The sequence below is a fragment of the Devosia sp. 919 genome, from assembly GCF_013185965.1.
Taxonomy (GTDB): Bacteria; Pseudomonadota; Alphaproteobacteria; order Rhizobiales; family Devosiaceae; genus Devosia.
The window spans coordinates 2,729,951-2,745,002 of sequence record NZ_JABAOL010000001.1; the positions used below are offsets into that span (position 1 = coordinate 2,729,951).

A 15,052-nucleotide genomic window follows, 5' to 3' on the forward strand; every position below is an offset into this window, starting at 1 on the left:
GTAGGACGAAATCACATGAGCGAGCAAATCACGGTTGTGGCCGACGCCACCGCTGCACCTGAGCCCGTGCGCGTCAGCTGGATTGCCGAACTGCGCGCCACCTTTGCCCTCGCCTGGCCGCTGGTGATCGCACAGCTGGCGCAAAACGCGCTTGCAACCACCGATGTCATCATGCTGGGCTGGCTGGGTCCGAGCCAGCTGGCGGCTGGTACCCTTGCGACGACTTTCCTGATGCCTTTTCTTGTTGGCGGTATCGGGCTGGTTGGCGCCGTAGCGCCCCTCGTGGCCCAGGCGCGCGGCGCCCGTGACACCCGCTCCATCCGCCATATCGTGCGCCAGGGCCTGTGGGCCGCGGCCATTCTGGCGCTCGTGCTCACGCCCATCATATGGCAGATCCGCCCGGTTTTTGCCTTGTTGGGGCAAGATCCCGCGGCAACGCTTCTTGCCGAAGAATACATCCATGTGGCCATCTGGCTGCTGTTTCCCGCCCTTGGCATTGTCGCGTTCCGCTCGCTGCTCGCCGCGTTTGATGCCACGCGGGTCGTGCTGTTGATCACCGTCGGCGGGGTCGTCGTCAACGCCCTCGCCAACTATGGCCTGATCTTTGGCAATTGGGGCTTGCCGCGGCTTGAGCTGCGCGGCGCTGCCCTTGCAACCCTTTTGACCAATATCGTCATGTTCACCGCCATGGCGATCTTTGTGCTGCGCCACCGCCGCTTCCGCCGCCTGCATCTGCTGCATCGCCTTTGGGCCGCGGACTGGAAGCGCCTCGGGCAGATTTTCCGCGTCGGCACGCCGATCGGCATCACCGTCCTGGCCGAAGTGGGCCTCTTCACGGCCAGCGCCTTGCTGATGGGCCGGCTCGGCACTGATGAAGTCGCCGCCCACGCCATTGCCCTGCAATGCGCTTCCACGGCTTTCATGGTGCCGCTGGGCCTCGGCACCGCCGCCACCGTCCGGGTCGGTCATGCCTTCGGTCGCGGCGACCCCATTGGCATCGCTCGCTCAGGCTGGACTGCCTTTGGCCTTGGCACCGGCTTCATGGCCTGCTCGGCCCTCGTTTTCCTGGCGTTTGGCCCCGCTATTGTCACCATCTTCCTCGACCCTGACCAGCCAGCCAACCACAATGCGCTTGCCCTTGCCGCCAGCTTCGTCGCGGTCGCCGGCTTGTTCCAGATCGTGGATGGCGCCCAGGTCGTGGCGGCGCACGCACTGCGTGGCCTTAGTGACACCAAGATCCCCATGGTTGTGGCCATCATCGGCTATTGGCTGGTCGGCATGCCGGTGGCCTATCTTCTTGGTTTCACCTTTGACATGCGCGGCGTCGGCATCTGGATCGGCTTGGCCGTGGGGCTTGGCTTTGTGGCGGTGGTTCTGGTTGCCCGCTTTGCCATGCGCGAACGACTAGGGCTCTTGCGTCCCCGCTAGATCCGCTGCACGCGCAGCGTGCTGGCGCCCCGCCGCACGCTCCGGCGTGCTGCGACCTTAACTGGCGCGACGCGGCCAATCGGCGAAGCGGTTGCGAAGCCAGGTCCGTTGCCGCTTGGCATATTGCTGGGTGGCGATCGTCGCCAGCCGCACCGCCTCTTCCTTGCTGCTGCGGCCCTCGAGCCAGTCGCCGATCTCGGGCACCCCGATAGCCTTCATCACCGGCAAGGAAGGGTCGAGCTCCTGGGCACGCAGCGCCTGCACTTCTTCCACTGCCCCGCTCTCGAACATCGCCGCAAACCGGCGCGCAATGCGCTCGCGCAACACCTGCCGGTCCGGATCAAGCACCATGCGCTCCACTTCAAACCCACCGAGCAGCGCCGCCTGCGGCGCATCCTGAAAGCTCGACAAGGTCCGCCCCGTCGCGCGCTTGACCGCCAGCGCCCGCGTCAGCCGCTGCGGATCGGCCACCCCGAGCCGGGCCGCACTCACCGGATCCTCTGCCTCCAGCAAAGTCAGCCTTCCGGCGGCGTCGAGCGCTTGAATCTCTTGTTGAACTTGAAGCACCAGTTCGGCCGCAATCGGGGGAATATCGGCGAATCCATTCAGCAGCGCATCGAAGTAAAGCCCTGTGCCGCCCACAAAAAACAGCGCCCGCTCCGGATCGATTTCCTCTGTCACTTGCCGCACCGCTCCCAGCCACTGGCCGGTGGAAAACCGGACCCGCGCCGGCACCACGCCATAGAGCCGATGCTCCGCCAGTGCCTCCTCATCGGCGCTCGGACGGGCCGTTACCACCCGCAAGGTGTCATAGACCTGCATGGCATCGGCATTGATGATCACGCCGCCCTGCGCCCGGGCAAGCTCGAGCGCCAAGGCCGACTTGCCGCTCGCGGTTGGACCCGCTATCAAAACGGCGCGCCTGTGGCCCTTCACTCCCATCCCTCCCCGAGTTTCATTCCCGCCATGCCGGTTCTTTGCCTGATCGCCAATCCCGCTGACTCCGAACTCGATCCGCCATTGGCAGAAGCCGTCCTGCGTCAAACCGGGGGCGAGCTCAACTGGCTCAATCACGGCATTGCCTGCGAGATCATCGAGCCAAAGTCAACCGAAGCGCTGGAAGCCGCCCGCGCCGTCATCGGCACCCGCGCCGTGGATGCCGCCCTCGTGCCCAGCACCGGCCGCCGCAAGCAGATCCTTCTCGCCGACATGGATTCCACCATGATCAACGAGGAATGCATCGACGAGCTCGCGGCCGCCCTCGGCATCAAGCCCCAGGTCGCCGAAATCACGGAGCGCGCGATGCGCGGCGAACTCGATTTTGCCCAGGCGCTCGACACCCGCGTCGCCCTGCTCAAGGGCCTTGAGCGCAAGGTCATCGAGGAGGTCCGGCGCGAAGCCATCACCCTCGCGCCCGGCGGCCGCGCCCTTGTGCAAACCATGAAAGCCTATGGCGCCTATACCGCCCTTGTCTCAGGCGGCTTCACCATCTTTGCCGATCATTTCGGCAAGCGCATCGGCTTCAATGAAGTGCTCGCCAATGTGCTTGAGTTCGATGGCGACCGCCTCACCGGCACGGTGCAAAAGCCCATTGTCGACAAGGACACCAAGCGCACCAAGCTCGAAGCCCTCGCCGCCGAGCGTGGCCTGTCGCTCAGCCAGACCATGGCGGTTGGCGATGGCGCCAATGATCTCGACATGATCCGCGCCGCTGGCATGGGCGTCGCCATCCACGCCAAGCCCGCCGTTGCGGCCGAAGCGGGCGTGCGGATCGACCATGGCGATCTCACCGCCCTCCTCTATCTGCAGGGCTATACCGACGAAGACATCGTCCGCTAACCCGCCCACCACCTGCCCAACAAAAAACCCCCGCCACTGGCGGGGGTTTTCGTTTCGCTATCCGGTGCCGCTTAGGGCGTCGGAGCCGCAGCGGGAGCCGGAGCCGGTGCCGCCGGTGCTTCGGGGGCGGGCGCTGCCGCAGGAGCGGTCTCGCCTTCCACTGGCGGCGGCACATCCGTGCCGACGGTCGGGGCCAGTTCGGAGCCGTCGTCCAGCGTCAGGCTAGGCGTAGTGGCATCCTCGATCCCGAGGCCATCAAGGGCCGGACCCTCGCTAGTCGGCACGGCTGGAGCCGGTACCGGTGCAATCGGGGGCGCAAGGTTCGGATTGGCTGCCGGCAATTCGCCATTCGAGCCGAAATACCGGAAGAACTCGCTCTCGGGCGACAGCACCATGGTCGTGCCCGTATTGGACAGTGCCGTCCGGTACGATTCCATCGAGCGATAGAACTCGAAGAACTCAGGATCCTGCCCATAGGCGGCAGCAAAGATCCGGTTCCGGTCGGCGTCACCCGTACCACGGATGATCTCGGCGTCACGCGTTGCCGCTGCCACGATTTCCACGGCCTGACGATCGGCAATGGCGCGCAGCGACTGGGCCTGCTCCTGGCCGCGAGCCCGCAGCAATGCGGCCTCCGCCAAACGCTCGGCGCGCATCCGCTCATAGGTCCGCTCGGACACTTCAGCGGCAAGGTCGGTGCGCAGGATACGCACGTCGACCACTTCGATGCCCAGCTCCGCCATATCGGGACGGATCAGGTCACGGGCTTCCCGCATCATCTGCGGACGCTGTTCCGACAGCGCCGCATTGAATTCACGCAAGCCATAAACCTGGCGCAGCGCTGCATCGAAGCGGGTGGCGATACGGCTTTCGGCAACCTGCAACTGGCCCAGCGCACGTTCGCGGAACAGCCGCGGATCGGTGATCCGGTAGGTCAGGAACGCATCCACCTCGTAAAAGGCGCCGCCCGAAACCTGCACGGTCATGTCAGCGATATCCTGGCGCAGCAGCCGATCTTCGATGATCTGCACGCTGTCCACGATATCGGTCGGGATCTTGAAATAGATGCCCGGCTCGGTGCGGATATCGGTGATCTGGCCAAAGCGCATCACGATGGCCTGGTCGCGCTCATTGACCACATAGATCGACGAGAACAACACATAGAGCGCGAGAACGACGGCAACGCCGATGACAATCAAACGGTTTTGCATGGCTTAGTTCCCGCTCGTCGTGGTGGGAGGAGTGGTCGGTGCATTGCTGCGCGTACGCAGCTCAGGCAATGGCAGATATGGCACCACGCCCTGGCCCCCGGCCCCGCTTTCCATCAGCACCTTGTCGGAGCCGCCCAGCACTTCTTCCATGGTTTCAAGGAACAGGCGCTTGCGCGTCACTTCGGGCGCGTTGACATATTCGGCATAGATCGCGTTGAAGCGTTGGGCCTCACCGGTTGCTTCCTGCACCACGCGGTTGGTGTAGGCTGCCGCATCTTCCCGCAGCGCCGCTGCCCGGCCTCGGGCATCGCCGAGAAGGGTGTTGGCATAGGAACGGGCTTCTTCCTGCAGGCGGTCTTCGTCTTGCTCGGCACGCTGCACTTCGTTGAAGGCATCGGCCACTTCGGCTGGCGGCGCGGCATTTTCGATCGAGATCCGGCCGACGCGAACGCCAATGCCGTAGCTGTCGAGAATGGCCTGGGTGATTTCCTGCACTTCGATGGCGATACCGGCACGGTCGTCACGGAAGATGTCCTGGGCCGGACGACGGCCCACCACTTCGCGCATCGCGCTTTCGCCGGCATTGCGGACCATGTCTTCGGGGTCACGCACATTGAACAGATAGTCGATCGGGCTGGAAACCGACCACAGCACCGAAAAGCGCACATCGACAATGTTCTGGTCGCCCGAAAGCATCAGCCCATCATCGCCGCCCGTGCGTGAGCCCGAGCCGCTAGCACCCGAGCCGCTGGCGCTGCCAATATCGGTCTGGTTCTCGGTAACCGTGACGCGTTCAACCGTTTCGATCGGCCACAGATGGAAATGCAGCCCTGGATTGGACAATTCTGGCTTGGGGGCACCGAACCGTAGTTCAACGCCCACTTCCTGCGGATCAACAGTATAGATGGAGTTCAGCGCCCAAAAGCCGATCACCAGCACAACACCGCCGATAATTGCCCAGCGTCCGCCGGGCAAACCACCCTGGAACCGGTCACGTCCGCGGTTGAGTATATCTTCAAGGTTTGGCGTGTTGCCTGGCCGACGTGGACCGCCGCCACCACCACCGCCACCGGGGGCTTGTCCCCACGGGCCGCCATTATTGCGGCCACCCCCGCCTCCATTACTCTCCCAGGGCATCATAATCCTTTCAGCCATCGTCGTTTACTTGCCGACCTATATAGGCAGGCACAGGGAACCGATCAATGAGCGCGCCCTTAACGACGGGCGTACACTTTGACGCGGTAGGCGGCCTCGTCATCGGCCGATGGGGCGATATCGGGTTCATCCACCACCACCCAAACCTCGGGATCGATCGGGGGAAACAATACGTCCCCCTCCGGCTCCAGCTCGACATGGCTGATGTAAAGCCGATCGGCGCGGTCCATCAGCTGGCGATAGATTTCCCCGCCTCCGATCACCATGATCTCATCGACGTCGTCGGCGCCAGCAATCTCGGCTGCCTTGGTCAACGCGGCTTCAAGAGTTGGCACCACAATCACGCCGGGTGGCCCAAAGTCCTGCCGGCGCGTGATGACAATATTGGTCCGCCCCGGCAGCGGCCGGCCCACTGTGTCATATTGCTTGCGGCCCATCACGATCGGCTTGCCCATCGTGCTGTCGCGGAAATAGGCAAAGTCCGATGGAATGCGCCAGGGAATGGTCTGGGCGCTGCCGATCACCCCATTGCGCGCCACGGCGGCAATCATTGCGATCTGGGCGCTCATGGCTGGCCCAACCTGGCCAAAGCCTCGCCATCCACCCGCACCTTGGTCCATTCATCCTGCATCACGCCACCCTGCCCCAGGTAAAAATCAATCGAAGGCTGGTTCCAGTCCAGCACCCACCATTCCAGCCGGCCTAGCTTCTCGGCGACACAGCGCTGCGCCAGGTGGCGCAACAGCGCCTTGCCAAGACCCTTCCCCCGCAACGCCGGATCCACGAACAGATCTTCGAGCCAGATGCCGTGTCGGCCCTGGAAGGTCGAATAAGTGTAAAACCAGAGCGCGAACCCCGCCGGCTTGCCGTCCCATTCGGCAATCTCGCAGAACACCCGCGGATTGGCACCAAAAAGGTCGCGCGCAATGTCCGCTTCGGTGGCAACCACCTCGTGCTCGAGCTTTTCGTAGCGCGCCAGATCCTTGATGAACCCGAGCACCAATGCTGCATCAGCCGGGGCGGCCGGCCGGATGCGCAGGCTCACGGCTGCGCCTCATGGCGCTGCAGGATCAGGATATCAAGCTCGCGCTGCGGCCAGTAATTGCTTGCTTCCATCTCGAAGGTGGTTGGCCCGATCTTGCGCACATCGGTGCCGCAGAACGACACCAGGTTTTCGGGCGCGCCCTTGTCGACCACAAGCCGGAACCGCTCGATCGCTCCGCCGGCCCAGTTGGAACCGGTCGAAACAATGTAGGAAATCCACCTTTCGGTGAAGGGTGCCGTCCAGGGCTCGCCGGGCTTGGCGGTCTTGAGCACCGCATTGCGGAAGGCCTCGTCTACACAATATTTGCGCTCATATTCCGCGGCAGGGTTGTAGTTGCCACCCGCCTCGTTGAGAAAGCTGATCCCTGCCGTCCCGCCGACGCTAGGCTTGTAGCGATGCACGACCTCAACGGTCGCCCGCGCGGGGAAAGTGGCTTCCCAGGTATAAGCCGCCCGCCAGGTCCAGTATGGCCGATGATGCAGCTCCCACCCTTTGCCCGCATCGAACTCGTCCGGGACGAGGAGCCCGAGATGCAACATTTCGGCAGTCGTCGCCTCGTCGAGCTCGTCTACCGCTTCGGTAGCCGTCTCCCCGAAGGGCAGCAAGGGAATTCCCCGCTTGCGCAAATAGTCGGTACGATCCACCCCCGCCGCAAAGGCATATTCATGCAGCTCCGCCTCGACCGGCACCCCATCGAACGTCGTTTCGAAGCGGAACGGGTTGTCTTCGGGACCATCGGGAAAGGCTACCGGCGACCACGGGTCAGCCGCAATATCGGGCATGGGAAAGGCCACCAGCACATCCTGGTCGACATCCCCATCATTGCGGAACTGGTAAACGACCCGAATCTCCTCGGCCGAGATGAACAGCTCTTCGCTCGCCATGGCGATGGAATTGTTGGACACGAACTCCAGCCCACCCGCGCCGATCACCGCCGAGGTGTCATTGGCCAGCGCCGGGGCCGTCGCCGCCACCCAACAAACAATGCCAATCCAGCGCATCGCAGACCCCTCTTTGCCGGGGACGGCCACGCCCCCGCACCCCGATAAACGCACCCTAGCCCGTCACGCGCAGCGGGGGAAGGAGCCCCTATACGGCAACGGCCGCCTTGATATGCGGATGCGGATCGTAGCCACTGATCGTCACATCCTCGAAGCGGAAGTCCTCGATCCGGGTCACCGCCGGGTTCAGCGTCAGCTGCGGCAATGGCCGCGGCTCGCGCGTCAGCTGCAGGCGCGCCTGCTCCAAATGGTTGGAATAAAGATGCACATCGCCAAAGGTGTGCACGAAATCGCCCACTTCGAGCCCCGTAACCTGCGCCACCATATGGGTCAGCAAGGCATAGGAGGCGATGTTGAACGGCACGCCCAAAAACGTGTCCGCTGAGCGCTGATACAGCTGGCAGCTCAATTTGCCGTTGGCCACATAGAACTGGAACAAGCAGTGGCAGGGCGGCAGCGCCATCTCATCCACTTCAGCCGGGTTCCAGGCCGAAACGATATGGCGCCGGGAGTCGGGCTTGGTGCGGATGGATTCGATGACGGCGCCGAGCTGGTCGATCTTGCGCCCGTCGGGCGCCGGCCAGCTGCGCCATTGCGAGCCATAAACCGGACCGAGATCACCATTCTCGTCAGCCCATTCGTCCCAGATCTTGACCCCATGCTCCTGCAACCAGCGCACATTGGTGTCGCCGCGAATGAACCAGAGCAGCTCATAGATGATGGATTTGAGATGCAGCTTCTTGGTGGTGACGAGCGGAAAGCCCTCCGCCAGGTTGAACCGCATCTGGTAGCCGAACAGCGAGCGCGTGCCGGTGCCGGTCCGGTCGCCCTTGTCGACGCCGTGCTCGAGGATATCGGATAAAAGCTTGAGATAAGGCTGCATGCCCCCAGCCTAGCCGATTCCGGGGCGGCGCGCCTGCCCGTCGCCTCACTTTTCCCCGGTAGCTTCCGCCCTTTTGCGGAGCCGCGGGAGTAGCCTAGTACCGCCGCTGCTGCTGTCTTTGCGTGTCAGCAGTCTCGGTCTAGCCTTGGCTGAAAGGAGCAGCGCCATGACCATCCCTGTTATCGCTTCAAGCCTGCGCCTCCCCGCGCCTTTTCAAAGGCCAGCACGCGAGCAGAAGGAAATCGCACGGTGAGCCCCAGGCTGCGTCCTTTACGCGCGCGCGAGGAGATGCCCGAGTTTGTCCGCGATGCTCTGGGGCAGCGGGGCTTGCGGGACAAATACGACGCCCGCCCTATCAGCGTAACGACTACCTGCTGTGGATCAACAAGGTGAAGCGTCCCGAAACCAAGCAAAAGCACCTCGAGCAGATGCTTGGCGAACTCGAACGCGGCGGCGTTTACATGGGGATGCGCTGGAACGGCTAGACCGCCGGCTGCACCTGTTCGGTCACCACCTCGAAGCCCGACAGGGTGCCGGGCCCGAACTGGGTCGACAGCGCCACATCGGTGGCATCGCGGCCGATCCCCATCAGCACGCGCCCAATCCGCGGGGTGTTATGCCGCGCATCGGCGGTATACCAGTGCCCGCCCAGATACACCTCGAACCAGGCGGAAAAATCCATCGGCGCCGGGTTGGGCGGAACCCCGATATCGCCCAGATAGCCCGTGCAATAGCGCGCCGGTATATTCATGCAGCGGCAAAGAGTGAGCGCCAGATGCGCAAAATCGCGGCACACGCCCACATGCCCCTGATACGCGCCGAAAGCGCTGCGCGTGCGGTCGGCCTGCCCGTAATCAAACCGGATATGGTTGTGCACCCAATCCAGGATTGCCTGCACCCGCGGCCAGCCTGGCTCGGCAGCGCCGAACAACTCCCAAGCCACCGGCGTCAGCAAATCGGTTTCGCAATAGCGCGAACCCAAGAGGTAGACGAGCGCTTCGTCCGGCAATTCCTCGATTGCGTGCTGATGTGCAGTGGCAGGCACCACATCGGGCAAGCCGGTATCGAACACCCAGAACTCGGTTGAAATGGTCAGCTGCCCCGCCGGGGCAACGATCCTGGTGCAGGAATTGCCGAAGCCATCAAGGTAGTCCCATGCGTCCACCGGCCGTGAAAACACCAGAATCTGCTCGCTCAGCAAATCGGCCCGGCGTGATGGATGCACATGCAGGCAAAGCAGCATGGGCGTAGGTTGGGGACACTGGTAGCTGAGGGTGAAGCCGGCCTTGATCTGCATCGTCTGCACTCCGGGCTTTTGCCGCGCCAGTGTGACACAGGCGCGCGCAAACACCAAGGCCTGCGGATGCTGCCGCCTTTTTGCATCAAGCCATTTGCATCGGGCGGGGGCGCGTCCTATATATGTCGTGCTCGCAAGAGCTATGGCGATAAACTGCCATCGTAATAAACCTTTCGGACCCGGGGGCAGTACCCGGCGCCTCCACCATCTACCCTCCCCGCGAGAGTAGCCAATGGGGGCGAAACAGGATCGACGAGGGCGTAAAGGGTGTGTTTTCGCTCGGTGAGGTACCACCGTTATCGGTCCAAAACTTATAGTTGCAAATGACAACCATAAGGCTCCAGTCGCTCTCGCTGCGTAAGCAGCGCTAGTACTGGGAATCTAAGTCCTCCAGCCCTAGCCGGCTGACAGGCGGGGTCCGCAGGCACCTGGCAACAGAAGCCTGCACTTCCCTCCCCGCTTATCGCCGCAACTTTTGCCTTTGTCCTTGAATTCTCAGGGAACGTGAGGCTGATATGGGCCGTTCTGAATCGACACCAGCCGGAAACTATCGATATGGCCGAAGATCACCTGCGCTACGACATTCTCGCCCAGGAGGCACTGCGCGGCGTCGTGCGCAAAGTCCTGGCAGAAGTGGCCAAGACCGGCCTGCCAGGCGATCATCACTTCTTTATCTCCTTTGTCACTCGCGCCCCCGGCGTGCGCCTGAGCGAAAAGCTCCTGGCGCAGTACGACAAGGAAATGACCATCGTCATCCAGAACCAGTATTGGGACCTCAAGGTCACCGAAACCGGCTTCGAGGTCGGCCTGAGTTTTGATGGCCAGCCCGAACTGCTCGTCATTCCCTTTGCCGCGGTAAAGGGGTTCTTCGACCCCTCCGTGCAGTTTGGCCTCAACTTCGATCCCACGACGGCACCCGCCGGTGCCACGGCCGACGAGATTGCCGAGGCGCGGGAAACGGCTGCCACTGATCAGCCCGCCGCCGACGGCGAAGCCACGGGCGAAAAGGTCATCAGCCTCGACGCCTTCCGCAAGAAGCCCTGATCGGGGCGGTGCAGAAGCGCTCCCTGTCCATTGCCGGCCACCGCACCAGCATCGCGCTTGAACCCGAGTTCTGGGCCGTGCTGGAGCAAATGGCCGCACAATCCGGGCAAAGCCTTGCCGGCCTCGTCAAATCGGTCGACGAAACCCGTCACACCACCAACTTGTCTTCTGCCTTGCGTCTCGCCGCCCTGGCCTGGCTGCAGGGGCGCATTCCGGCTACCGATTAGCGTCCGAAACTCGCGCCCGGCAGCACCTGCAGCGGCGTAAACTCGAGATTGAGCGGCCCCTGCGGCAAAGCCGGTGGCGCCTCCTCGATAGGCTCCTGCGCCGCCTCTGCCTCGGCTTCGGCTTCTGCTTCAAGGCGCTGCCGCTCGGCCTCTTCTTCAGCCAGCCGCTCCGCTTCCGCTGCTTCCTCGGCCAGGCGCGCCGCTTCCTCGGCGGCGCGCTGCTGGCGCTGCTGCTCGATCAGCCTGTTGCGCGCTTCTGCCGCCGCACGCTGCCGCTCGGCATCCTCGATGCGCAAGGCTTCGAGCCGGTCCACCTCGATCTCATTGGCCCGCACCTGGATCGCGCCGACCATCGGCTCGAGGTCGAGCCGCACTTCCGGCGCCCCGATCGTCCCCCCAATCGCGGTAAAGATCTGGCTGGTGTCGTCGCGCACCAGCCCCTGCGGATCAACAAAGCCCTTCGGCGTGAGTGCAAACCGCCCCTGCAGCGCCAGCGTGCGCAGATCAAGGTCAACGCTGCCCGCCAGCCGCGCCGTCGGGTTTTCGGCCAGGAGATTGCCCAGCCGGACCACCCCGCCCGCAATGGTGAATGCGCCAGTGACGCTGGGCGCCCGGAACGGCCCCTCGCCCAGCGCGATCCCCATCAGCGTCGTCAGCGTTTCAGGCGGTGTTTCCAGCACATCCTCGAGCCCTGCCACCGTGCCGAACACATCGGGGTCGAGTCCGGCCGCAGTGAAATCGGCCAGGGTGAAATTGCCTTCCCCCGCCAGGCTTTCCGCCACGCCGGCCAGGCTCGCACCCGTGCCCTCGAACTGCACCCCGCCATCGAGCCTGCCACCGAGCACCGATGCCAGCCCTGCCGGCGCCAGGCCAGCCAGGTCAACCCCTGCCACCGACAATCGCCCGGTGACGGTCTTGTCGGCCAGCGCCCCCGAGCAACACACCGCGCCATCGAGCCGCACTTCGCCATTCCCCGCCCGCGCCGTAAAGCCCGCCAGGCGCAAACGGTTGTCGTCCCAGGCCAGCTCCCAGCCCGCATCGCGCAGCAACGGGGCACCCCCGGCAGAGATGGCCTCCGCGGTGACCCGGACCGAGCCCCGCGTACCGCGCCCTCCAGCGCCCGCACTGATCGGCCCTTCGGGCCAGGCGCCATCCGCCCCTACCAGCGCCGCCGGTCCAAACACCGTCGCCGCAATCCCCTCGACGCTCGCCGCCTCGAGGGTCAGCTCCCCCTCCAGCGCCGCCGCATCGCCTCTTCGTGTCCGCGTCAGCCTGCCCGAAAAGCCGGCATCCCCAGCCTGGCCGCCGATCTCGCTCAGGGCCAGCACGCGCTCGCCTTCGAACCGCAATTGCGCACCGACACTTACGCCCGGCAGACTCACCCCATCGGCCCCCACCACCTGCGCCAGCCCGCTGGCATCCTCGAGCGCGAGCTCGATGCGCCCATCGCCCTGCAACTCGCCCGTGTCGGCCACCGCGACATCACCGTTGAAGCTCACCCGTTCCTCGCCCAGGCTCGCATTGAGCCCAAGGGTAAAGCCGTTCTCGGCGTTGCCCTGCAGCCCTGCCACCACCAGCGCCGAGCCGCTGCCGCTGAACACCACCGCATCACCGAGTCCCAACTGCCGCGTCAGCGCCTCGATATCCGTGCTTTCGAGATTGGCTTGCAGGCGCACTGGCGCCGACAGCGCCCCGTTGAGCCCACCCGACAATTCCGCCCGCCCATGCAGCGCCGCGGTCCCGAGCGTGCCGTCGAGGGTCAGCGATTGCGCGCCCCCATCGACGGGCGCCGCCAGATCGAAGCGCAGATCAGCGGGAGCCGAACCCGCCAGCCATTGCCGCCAACCCTCCGGCACCGCCAGCAGGTCGTAAACGGCACGCAGCGCCGGCGCATCGGCCGCCGCAATCTGCACGCTGCCATCCCCGCTGATCACCGGTTCCGTCAAACTCCCTGCCAGCTGCAATTGGGCATCCAGCCCCACGCCCCCCAGGTCAGCTGCCGCGAGCCGCTCCAGCCGCAATTGCCCTGGCGACCACTCGCCTTGCGCCTGCAGCTCGCGTCCCGCCTGCCCCAGCACTTCGGCGCTGCGGGCATTCACGGCAAAGCTGCCTTCGGGAAAGCTGTTGCCGAATTGCGGTTCATTGCCGATGCCCGGCAGCAGCGCCGCCAAAATTGCGCTGCCCTGGCCACCGAGCTCACCCAGCTGCGCCACCACGTCGAGCCGCGGTTCCTCGCCGAACCCGATCCGCATTTCGAGCCCATGCACCTGCTCGTCCAGGGTCAGCCGACCGCCCGTCAGTCCCAACGCGTCGGGACCCAGGATCACCCGGGCCGCGAGCGAGCCCGGCTGGTTGAACAGCGGATTGTCTTCGGCTGGCTTGCGCCACAGCTGCGCCAGCGCATCGAGCCTTTGGCTGGTCAGTGCCAGCTCGCCCGTGAACACGGGCTGGTCCCCTTCGCCCGTCACCATTCCCTGCGCGCGCAACTCGGTTTCCCCCGGCAGGCGCGCGATCAGTTGCTCGATGCGCCATTGGCTGCCATCGCTGCGCGCATCGAGCCGCAAATTGCGTAAGGCGAAGCCGCGCAAGCCCACCTCTGCCAGATCAACCCCGATCCGCCCAGGCAGCTGCGGTACCGGTGCCGCGGGCAATTCCGCCAGCATCCGCACCAGTTCATAAGGCAGATCAGCAGTGTTTTCGTAAGCGTCGCGCGGCGGCAGCGCAAATACGCCCCCCGAAATCACCGCATCGAAACTGCGCTGCGCGCCCAGCTGGATGCTGGCCGCGCCAGTCAGCCGCGTTCCCGCCCGCGTCTCGTCAGGCTGCAAGGTGTAACCGGACAAGACAATCCGGTCGGCAGACCCGCTGACGGGGCTTTCAAACACCAGATCGCCATGGATCGCATCGGCGTTTTCGCCCGCTGGCGGGGTTTGTCGATATACCAGCCGGCCATCCAGCTTGGGCGCCATGCCACCCAGCAGCACGCCCTCAAGGCTCAGCGATGAGGAGCGATCCACCGGCTCGAGATAAAAGCTCACGCGGCTGCTGCCATCGCCTTCGGGCACCGCAGCGTTGAACCGCAAGGCATAGCGGCGATCAGCGTAATCGGCATTGCCCTGAAACTGGAACGGTCCCGAAAAACTCGCCAGCCGCAATTCGCCATCGAGATCGTCGAGCACGAAGTTGTCGCCGGCCCGCCGGTCCGCCAGGCGAATCGTTGCATCCACGATGCTCGCCTGCTGCAGCGCCACGGCCGAGCGATCACCCGAAACATCGACGCCGCTGCCAAACAACCCGCTTTCATCCACGGTGAAGTCGATCACCGGTTCGCGCAGCACCAGCCGGGTGACATTGTAGTTGTCGCGCAGGAAATCCATCAGCGAGAATTCAGCTTCGACCGAGCCAACCGTCGCGGCCGGCTCCTCGGGGGAACCCACCAGCACATCGGAAAATTCGAGGCGCGGATTGGGCAACAGGCTGAAGGCGATGTCGCCACGCACCGTCACAGGAGTGCCGAGCACGCTTGTGGCCAACTCTTCCATCCGCCCGCGATAATCGCTCCAGCGGATGAAATAGGGTGCGATGAATGCGCCGGCGAGCACGATGATCGCCAGGGTACCGATGATGATATAGATGCGGTTCAGCACGGCGCGTGTTCACCCGGTGTTCGCAGCGGAGTTTAGGCAAGCCCGCGCCTCGCGCAACCCCGCCTGTCCCCGCATATCAGCGCATTCGCGCCTTTGGCGAGCCTTGCTTGTCGCTGAGGCGGTAAAAGGGCTGAAGGATGGCCCGCGAAACGGCAAATCGGCCCCAATATGGCCGTGCTGCCCGGCGATGGACCATGCCGCGTTCTATACACCGGCGCCCTGCGCACCTATATTGCGGTGAGAACAAACCAAGATTCGTCAATCCTCGCGCCGCG

General features: G+C 64.4%; 14 protein-coding genes and 1 other RNA gene. 6 read left to right on the plus strand and 9 right to left on the minus strand.

Features of this window, described 5'->3' with window-relative positions; genetic code table 11:
• The first annotated feature begins 15 nt into the window (after positions 1 to 15).
• Entirely contained in the window at positions 16 to 1,428 is a 1,413-nt protein-coding gene (locus HRQ64_RS13295) for an MATE family efflux transporter (protein WP_172123637.1), read from the plus strand.
• A gap of 57 nt (positions 1,429 to 1,485) precedes the next feature.
• Here the strand turns inward: HRQ64_RS13295 and miaA are convergent, their stop codons facing one another.
• Positions 1,486 to 2,370, minus strand: coding sequence for a tRNA (adenosine(37)-N6)-dimethylallyltransferase MiaA (miaA, locus tag HRQ64_RS13300; RefSeq protein ID WP_172123638.1), 885 nt, complete (start codon positions 2,368 to 2,370; stop codon positions 1,486 to 1,488).
• Between miaA and serB the strand changes: the two genes are divergently transcribed.
• A complete protein-coding gene (gene serB / locus HRQ64_RS13305; RefSeq protein WP_349236708.1) occupies positions 2,353 to 3,267 on the plus strand; it encodes a phosphoserine phosphatase SerB in 915 nt (304 codons plus the stop codon). The two genes, miaA and serB, sit on opposite strands and share 18 nt — an antisense overlap.
• A 71-nt stretch (positions 3,268 to 3,338) precedes the next feature.
• Here the strand turns inward: serB and HRQ64_RS13310 are convergent, their stop codons facing one another.
• The 6 genes from HRQ64_RS13310 to HRQ64_RS13335 form a co-directional block, all read right to left on the minus strand.
• Entirely contained in the window at positions 3,339 to 4,478 is a 1,140-nt protein-coding gene (locus HRQ64_RS13310) for a protease modulator HflC (protein WP_172123639.1), read from the minus strand.
• A 3-nt stretch (positions 4,479 to 4,481) separates the two neighbouring features.
• Positions 4,482 to 5,615, minus strand: coding sequence for an FtsH protease activity modulator HflK (hflK, locus tag HRQ64_RS13315; RefSeq protein ID WP_172125046.1), 1,134 nt, complete (start codon positions 5,613 to 5,615; stop codon positions 4,482 to 4,484).
• A gap of 77 nt (positions 5,616 to 5,692) precedes the next feature.
• A complete protein-coding gene (locus HRQ64_RS13320; RefSeq protein WP_172123640.1) occupies positions 5,693 to 6,202 on the minus strand; it encodes a dihydrofolate reductase in 510 nt (169 codons plus the stop codon).
• Complete coding sequence (locus HRQ64_RS13325) at positions 6,199 to 6,678, minus strand: GNAT family N-acetyltransferase (protein ID WP_172123641.1); 480 nt, start codon at positions 6,676 to 6,678, stop codon at positions 6,199 to 6,201. Before HRQ64_RS13325 ends, HRQ64_RS13320 begins: the two co-directional genes overlap by 4 nt.
• Entirely contained in the window at positions 6,675 to 7,679 is a 1,005-nt protein-coding gene (locus HRQ64_RS13330; RefSeq protein ID WP_127753536.1) for a DUF4424 domain-containing protein, read from the minus strand. Before HRQ64_RS13330 ends, HRQ64_RS13325 begins: the two co-directional genes overlap by 4 nt.
• An 88-nt stretch (positions 7,680 to 7,767) precedes the next feature.
• The gene (locus tag HRQ64_RS13335) at positions 7,768 to 8,562 is read right to left on the minus strand and encodes a thymidylate synthase (RefSeq protein ID WP_172123642.1); all 795 of its coding nucleotides are present in this window, start codon (positions 8,560 to 8,562) and stop codon (positions 7,768 to 7,770) included.
• Between the two features lie 389 nt (positions 8,563 to 8,951).
• On the opposite strand from HRQ64_RS13335, the gene HRQ64_RS20210 reads away from it, so the two are divergent.
• Positions 8,952 to 9,047, plus strand: coding sequence for a hypothetical protein (locus tag HRQ64_RS20210; RefSeq protein ID WP_349236709.1), 96 nt, complete (start codon positions 8,952 to 8,954; stop codon positions 9,045 to 9,047).
• Here the strand turns inward: HRQ64_RS20210 and HRQ64_RS13345 are convergent.
• Positions 9,044 to 9,859: a transglutaminase family protein gene (locus HRQ64_RS13345; protein WP_172123643.1), complete on the minus strand. Its 816-nt coding sequence runs from the start codon at positions 9,857 to 9,859 to the stop codon at positions 9,044 to 9,046. The genes HRQ64_RS20210 and HRQ64_RS13345 overlap by 4 nt on opposite strands.
• Positions 9,860 to 9,949: 90 nt before the next feature.
• Here HRQ64_RS13345 and ssrA point away from each other — a divergent pair.
• The 3 genes from ssrA to HRQ64_RS13360 all read left to right on the plus strand — a co-directional run bounded on the left by ssrA (position 9,950) and on the right by HRQ64_RS13360 (position 11,130).
• Positions 9,950 to 10,308, plus strand: a transfer-messenger RNA (tmRNA) gene (ssrA, locus tag HRQ64_RS13350).
• Positions 10,309 to 10,414: 106 nt separating this feature from the next.
• Positions 10,415 to 10,903, plus strand: a complete 489-nt coding sequence (locus HRQ64_RS13355; protein WP_172123644.1) for an SspB family protein — start codon at positions 10,415 to 10,417, stop codon at positions 10,901 to 10,903.
• 8 nt (positions 10,904 to 10,911) lie between these two features.
• Positions 10,912 to 11,130: a ribbon-helix-helix domain-containing protein gene (locus tag HRQ64_RS13360; protein WP_349236710.1), complete on the plus strand. Its 219-nt coding sequence runs from the start codon at positions 10,912 to 10,914 to the stop codon at positions 11,128 to 11,130.
• Here HRQ64_RS13360 and HRQ64_RS13365 read toward each other — a convergent pair.
• Entirely contained in the window at positions 11,127 to 14,777 is a 3,651-nt protein-coding gene (locus tag HRQ64_RS13365) for an AsmA-like C-terminal region-containing protein (protein ID WP_172123645.1), read from the minus strand. The two genes, HRQ64_RS13360 and HRQ64_RS13365, sit on opposite strands and share 4 nt — an antisense overlap.
• Between the last annotated feature and the right edge of the window lie 275 nt (positions 14,778 to 15,052).

Bases quoted from the DNA above. Each gene is read 5' to 3' on its own strand.
- miaA (WP_172123638.1), bottom strand. From the start codon at position 2,370: ATGGGAGTGAAGGGCCACAGGCGCGCCGTTTTGATAGCGGGTCCAACC.
- HRQ64_RS13335 (WP_172123642.1), bottom strand. From the start codon at position 8,562: ATGCAGCCTTATCTCAAGCTTTTATCCGATATCCTCGAGCACGGCGTC.
- HRQ64_RS13345 (WP_172123643.1), bottom strand. From the start codon at position 9,859: ATGCAGATCAAGGCCGGCTTCACCCTCAGCTACCAGTGTCCCCAACCT.
- HRQ64_RS13320 (WP_172123640.1), bottom strand. From the start codon at position 6,202: ATGAGCGCCCAGATCGCAATGATTGCCGCCGTGGCGCGCAATGGGGTG.
- HRQ64_RS13355 (WP_172123644.1), top strand. From the start codon at position 10,415: ATGGCCGAAGATCACCTGCGCTACGACATTCTCGCCCAGGAGGCACTG.
- hflK (WP_172125046.1), bottom strand. From the start codon at position 5,615: ATGCCCTGGGAGAGTAATGGAGGCGGGGGTGGCCGCAATAATGGCGGC.
- HRQ64_RS13295 (WP_172123637.1), top strand. From the start codon at position 16: ATGAGCGAGCAAATCACGGTTGTGGCCGACGCCACCGCTGCACCTGAG.
- HRQ64_RS13330 (WP_127753536.1), bottom strand. From the start codon at position 7,679: ATGCGCTGGATTGGCATTGTTTGTTGGGTGGCGGCGACGGCCCCGGCG.
- HRQ64_RS13310 (WP_172123639.1), bottom strand. From the start codon at position 4,478: ATGCAAAACCGTTTGATTGTCATCGGCGTTGCCGTCGTTCTCGCGCTC.